This window comes from Streptomyces sp. NPDC001709, assembly GCF_053596375.1.
Genome location: NZ_JBSFGB010000111.1, coordinates 1 through 5,628 on the forward strand (window position 1 = coordinate 1; position 5,628 = coordinate 5,628).

At 68.3% G+C, this 5,628-nt stretch carries 6 protein-coding genes and 2 pseudogenes; 4 read left to right on the plus strand and 4 right to left on the minus strand.

Annotated elements, in window-relative coordinates:
• A pseudogene (locus ACWC0C_RS47865) lies at positions 1-82 on the plus strand (IS5/IS1182 family transposase); the annotation flags it as partial.
• Positions 83-124: 42 nt separating this feature from the next.
• Here ACWC0C_RS47865 and ACWC0C_RS47870 read toward each other — a convergent pair.
• The 4 genes and pseudogenes from ACWC0C_RS47870 to ACWC0C_RS47885 form a co-directional block, all read right to left on the minus strand.
• Positions 125-253 (minus strand): hypothetical protein, encoded by a 129-nt coding sequence (locus ACWC0C_RS47870; protein WP_450871479.1) that lies wholly within the window; start codon positions 251-253, stop codon positions 125-127.
• Positions 254-970: 717 nt separating this feature from the next.
• Positions 971-1,171 carry a hypothetical protein gene (locus tag ACWC0C_RS47875; protein WP_450871484.1) on the minus strand — a complete coding sequence of 67 codons (201 nt, stop codon included), beginning with the start codon at positions 1,169-1,171 and terminating at the stop codon, positions 971-973.
• A 74-nt stretch (positions 1,172-1,245) separates the two neighbouring features.
• Positions 1,246-1,402, minus strand: a pseudogene (locus ACWC0C_RS47880) (IS5/IS1182 family transposase); the annotation flags it as partial.
• Positions 1,403-1,731: 329 nt separating this feature from the next.
• Complete coding sequence (locus tag ACWC0C_RS47885) at positions 1,732-2,775, minus strand: hypothetical protein (RefSeq protein ID WP_450871480.1); 1,044 nt, start codon at positions 2,773-2,775, stop codon at positions 1,732-1,734.
• A 492-nt stretch (positions 2,776-3,267) separates the two neighbouring features.
• Here ACWC0C_RS47885 and ACWC0C_RS47890 point away from each other — a divergent pair, with 492 nt between their 5' ends.
• From ACWC0C_RS47890 to ACWC0C_RS47900, 3 genes are all read left to right on the plus strand, one after another.
• Complete coding sequence (locus ACWC0C_RS47890) at positions 3,268-3,447, plus strand: hypothetical protein (RefSeq protein WP_450871481.1); 180 nt, start codon at positions 3,268-3,270, stop codon at positions 3,445-3,447.
• A 188-nt stretch (positions 3,448-3,635) separates the two neighbouring features.
• Positions 3,636-4,304 (plus strand): hypothetical protein, encoded by a 669-nt coding sequence (locus ACWC0C_RS47895; RefSeq protein ID WP_450871482.1) that lies wholly within the window; start codon positions 3,636-3,638, stop codon positions 4,302-4,304.
• 631 nt (positions 4,305-4,935) lie between these two features.
• Entirely contained in the window at positions 4,936-5,142 is a 207-nt protein-coding gene (locus ACWC0C_RS47900; RefSeq protein ID WP_450871483.1) for a hypothetical protein, read from the plus strand.
• Positions 5,143-5,628: the final 486 nt, after the last annotated feature.

Below are 5,628 nucleotides of genomic sequence, written 5' to 3' on the forward strand. Positions count from 1 at the left end.
CATCTTCCGCAGATCCCGATGCAGTCCAAACCGCATGACGTCAATCGCCAAAGCCGTCCTCACCCTGGAGCGGCAACGCTGAAGAAGCTCAGTGATTCCCGCAGGGCGGTGTCCATCACGGTCATCACGCAACACCGTCCTGGCCCTGGTCGTCGTGGTCGTCGTCCGCCGTGCCGGTGGTCTCGACGGTGGCGAACAGCCCCTGGGGCCCATGCAGGAAGGCTGCGGCTCCGGCGACAAGAGCGGTAACCATGCCGCGGTGTCATCGACGACCTGGGCTGCCTGGATCGCCGGAGGATGGCGTCGGCGGCTATGGGGTGCGCTCGCTGGCATGCCGTGGCAATGACCTCCAGGATGCCGCCTCAGCAAGCCTCGCCGGCAGCAGCAGAGATGGGTCTGCTGCACGATCGGGTGACATCTTGACCTGCCCCATCTCCCTTCATCGAGATCTTCTACAACCGCCAGAGACGACATTCAGCACTGGGCTACCGCACCCCCATCGAGTACGAACTACTCTCCGCACAAGACACCATCCACGCCGCCAGTTAGCCACCGCAGCTGGAACCCAAACCGTGGGGCAGGTCAAACCCTGCAGCAGACCCAACAGTGGCAACGCGGCGGGCTCTGACCATTCGGGGACGCGGCGGGGCGGGTGCGGTCTTCAGCGGCCGAGTGGCTACCACCGAGCGCGGGCCGCGGGGGGTCGCGGTGCGACTGATGGGCGTGGGGCTGGGGAACGCGCAGGACTGGGCGCTGGATGTGCGGGGGCACAGGGCCTCCAACTGCCGCGCGCCCGGTTCTCCGACCAGGTAGACGACCAGCGGATCCGGGTGGAGGGCGGCCTTGAGGCGGCTGCCCCTTGACCAGGCGGAAGCGGCCGTAATCACACGCCGAAAGGTGTGCATGACCTCCGCGTCGCCATCGGCGACGCGGAGGAAGAGTAGGGGTCAGCCGTCGGCAGGCGGCGGTGTCAGAACAAGGCGTCTTGGTCCGGCTCCTCACGGGGCAACGGCGTGACCTCCTCGCCTCTCCATTTCGCCTCCAGGTGCTTGCGCCAGCCCATCGGCGGAGGCCAGGGGATTCCCCACTCCGCGAGCTGATTCTTCGACCAGCCGCCATTGGGAGTCTGCGCGGCGGCCACCTCGTCGGGCGAGGGGACGTAGTTGACCATGGTGTGATGCTGCCCGAGCACACGGTCCCGTGCCAAGCGAAGAGCCCGGAGACGCCGACGACCGCGACGCCGCCGTCCCACCCTCAGGTGGGCGAGCGTGAGCAGGGCCTGCCGGCCGGCGCTCAGACGCCGCCAGCGAGAGCCGATCGCGCGACGATGCTGCCGCAGACGGGTGGACAGGAAGCGTAGGGCAGAGCTGGACACGTCGACGCCCGACGGGTAAACAAGCATGCGAAGCCTCTGGTGGACACGGTTCTCTTGGTCGACAACCCATCTACCAGGGGCTTCACCACGTTGTCAGCCCAACTGCCAAAGCTAAGCGTCAGGTTGGAGTGGGCTCAGTGGCTATTTCAGTAGCGCACGAAAGAGTTCAGCTGCGATCACCGAGTGCGATTGTGGGCCGCTAGTCTGGTCGATCCAGGACGTCAAGCGACAGCTGTCGCCTGGCGCGAGCAGCCGGTCAGCTCCGCGATCGCCTCCGGTTTCAAGCTTGCAGTAGAGCCGCCGGACTTGAGGGTGGCACCGGACTGTTCGACCAGCCGGGACCTTGACGGCTTCTTCTATGGCGTGCCAATGAGTACCTGAGCGGCATAGGGCTCTGCCCCGGCCAATGTCAGCCGGCCTGAGTGGTAGCCCAGAGCCCAGGGCAGCGGGCAAGGGAAGCGTTTGGCGTCGACCGGTTTGGAAACCGGGCAGGAATTTGTCAAGGGTTGATTGCGGCTGATGGTACCGACCGCGACGAGGGCGGCCTTGCCGCGGCGCAGGTGAAGTATGTAGTCACCGTCGTGGGAAGCGAACCGGTGGGCGTGCACGTAGAGGCCGTCGGCACCGTCGGATGCCATCCAAGTCGGGAGGAGCGTGGCCAGGGGACCCGACACACCGGGAAGGGTGGCGGGCAGTTTCAGTGGAGCCACACTGCCGTTGGGTGATACCACCTGCACATCGGCCAGCGTGAACGCGCTGCTGGAGGCGGGAAGCAGGTACGTCGTGCCGTCCGGGGCGACCGCGTCACCAGAGGTGTGGATGCCGTCTTTTTTGCCATGCGTGGCGGCTGGACGTTGGTAGAGGCGGGTCAGATGGCCGGAGGCCAGTGACCACAACGCACGGTCGTCGGCGATAATCACCGCTCCGCTACGCGTCACCCCGACCGGAGCGACTGAACTGGTGAAGCGAACTCCTGAGGCCGTTGCCTGCGCTGGTGCGGCATGGTTCAGCGGACGTTTCGTGTCCGCGGCTCCAGCCAACACCGACTGCTCGCCCTTCCGGTCGAACCGCAGCACCTCGCCGTCACTCCCGAGAAGCACCGATCCGTCAGGCATCGCGACGACACCCATCGGGGTGGCGCCCAAAGATTGGCGGTCGGCGAACGGCAAGGCGACCGCTCCGCCGCCGGCACTCAGCCGGACGAGCGAGTCGTTGAGTACGTAGCTGTCGCCGTTGTCAGCGGTGGAGAAACCGAGCGGTGGCTCCAGTACAGTCCCCAGTGCCTGGCCGACCCTGCTGTTCAGGTCAAAGGAGGGAAGCAGCACCGCCTGTCCCGTACGTGCCGCTGGCGGCGTGTCCTTCCCCGCGCAAGCCGAAAGCCCCAGCGCCACGAGCGCCACGGCAGCCAGCGTCGCTCGCCGCCGGCTTCGGGTCACCAACCCGCCCGCCACAGTCGTTCTCCCGCCGCTCGCTGACACCTCGTATCAGTAAATCATTCCCAATCGGTTGGCCTGACGGGCGGTCGGCGGTTCTCGGTGCAGCGCTCGCGACAGGAAGCTGCTTCGCATCGCCAAGCGGTCCGTGCGCGTGCAGCGCGACCACGAGAAGTTCGCCCCGGCGACCGTGCACCGGGTCGGCTACCGGTCCGCCGAGTGCGTGGCCGCCCGTAGCGTCGAGAGCCTAGTGAGATAGGAGACCGGAGCCGCCTCGGTCAAGCTCCGCCCAGTGCCCAACTGCCGTCTTGGGGAACAGCGAAAGCGCGTTCCCAGGGCTTGTGGTCCGGAGCTGCGCAGACCAACCAAAGGCGGCGCGACAGGTTGGAAAAGGCTCACTGTGACGGGGCTGCCCGTGAGGGTGTACCACTCGTCTGCTTCGGCGTACGGATGGTGAATATGGAGACCGAGATGGCCGCGCAGGATGAGTGGCTGCGGGACCTGGACGCGGAAATTGAGGCCATCGCCGATGCCGTTGGCGCGCTGACGGAGCGGTCAATTACCCAGCGTCTGAACACGATCGAACGGGTTCTGTTTGCTCTCGCGCGTGCGCAGGGCGTCGACCCGGACGTCCTCTGAACTTGCCCCTTTGAACAACTGCGGCCTGCGCACCAATCAGGTGTTCGCAGGCCGCAGCCGTATGCGCGCGGGGCTGAGGGCCGCGATGAGCCGGGTTGCTCGCACCCTTGCGCCCAGGGGCGGGCGGTAGGAAGGCGTCTGGGTGGGGCAGCATGTGCCCAGTTGTCGCTCGTTCGTGAGGGGTCGCCATGGGTTCCATCTGCCGCGCCGTGCCGCCGGTGCTGCTCTCCTTTGTGCTGCTGGCGGGTTGTTCATCCGGTTCACGCTCCGGGCCGGACACCTCGAACAAGGGCGGAGCGTCAGCGGCGGGGCCGGCGGGTAGTGGCGTGCCCGCCGGTACGGCGAAGATCCCGGTGGGTGCGGGGCCGCAGACGACGTACACGGTGCAGCAGCAGCCACCTGCGGGCAACTGTAAGTACCGGTACGAGAAGGGCGAGCCCCTCGAGGACCGGTCGTGCACCCCGGGCGCGCTCTCGCCGGCGGTAACGCAGGCGAACCTGGCGTCGACGATCTGCCGCAAGGGCGGCTACACCAAGAACATCCGGCCGCCGGAGTCCGTCACCCGCAAGGAGAAGCAGCTGAATGCCGCCTCTTACGGCTACACCGGCAGCTTTGGGGACGCTGAGTACGACCACCTGATCAGCCTGCAGCTGGGCGGTGACCCGAACGACGCCCGCAACCTGTGGGTGGAGCCGGCCGACCCGGGCCACAAGCCTGGCAGCGGGGTGAACAACCTGAAGGATCCGGTGGAGACGAAGCTGCACACTGCGGTCTGCTCCGGGAAGGTCACCCTCGCCGCAGCCCAGAACGCCATCGTCACCGACTGGACCACTGCCCTGTCCAAGCTGGGCCTTTGACCAGGCAGGGCAGCACCGCCACCGCGGCGGCATAGGCCGACTGCGGGCGTGCCGGGGTGCTGCCCGCAGCCGGCCCTGAACCGGCGCCCTTCGCCGTAGGGTCAGCAGACGAGCTTTAGAGGCCCCATGCACAAGGCCGTCACCGGGTGGCATCCCTTCCCGGAGGCCTCCACAGTTGAAACGCCCGCAATGGGCAGGCCCGCTCGGTGTTCAGCTCTGGTCACCGAGCCGGGCACCCTGCTCGAGCCCCGCTCCGGTGATAGCCGACTTCACCCATCGGTGGCCGGGGTCGGGGCCCGTGCGCTGTCCTGGATCCCGGGCCGTGCTTCAGGCGTGGTGGCGTCGCTCCCACGAGATAGATCCATGGCCTCGGGGCGCCCGGCATGGCGAAGGGCCGTTCCTCCGCGAGGTGGCTGCTGTCGGCCCTTCGGCGCATCGGTGCCCGGCCTGCGGCACTCGCGAGTGGGAGGGCCGGGCTGAGGCGCCGCTCGGCGCCCACGCTCCCCGCGGGAGCGGCCGGACGAGTGACCTGCTCGGGCCAGGACGGCGACGTCCTCTGCGGGTGTGACGCCCTGCCGACCCGCAGCGTGTGCGCCCGCCACCGCGTCCAGGAGCTGGCCAGGGAGGTGGCGTGACGACCCAGACCCCGCAGGCCAGTGGCGTTGATCTGACCCGCGTGGCGCCGTGGGCTGCGAGCCGCCGTGCCCAGCGCCGCGCCGTCGCGGCGGCCGTCGACGCCGCGATGCCGCACGCCACCGAGGCCGAGCGCCGGGCGGTCGCTGAGCAGCGGCTGCACCAGGACGTGACCGCCAGGGCGTGGGCCAAGGCCCGCGAGTGAGAGCAGGTCCGTGCCCGGCAGACGGCGGCGAAGGCTCGCGCCGAGGCCGAGGCCGTGCAGGCTGCTGCCGTCCCGGCCGTGCCTGTGGCGCCGGTCGTCGTGCCCACGCCGCGTTCTGTCGCCGCGCCAGGCCCGGCCGTCGTAGACGTCGACCACGAGCAGGCGCTCGTCCTCGAAGACCTGACCCGCGAGCAGGTCATGGACTGGCGCACCCGCGCCGCCCACGACCACCAGCTCGTGTTTGATCACATCAACCGGTACGGCGATGTGTCGGCCAGGAGGCTGTTTCACCGGACGGTTCGTGGACCAGGTGCAGCGCCTTGCTGGCCTTGGGCACCTGGGCCTCGGCTACATCCCTTGGCCACTGTCGTGAGCGGCTGGCGGCCAAGGCGCTTACGAGTTGGTGCGTGATAGTGGGTGAGGTGTGTTTGCCTTGCTCACAGCCGTCTTCAGATGTTGGCCGTGCGGTCGGAGACGAGGCCGGCG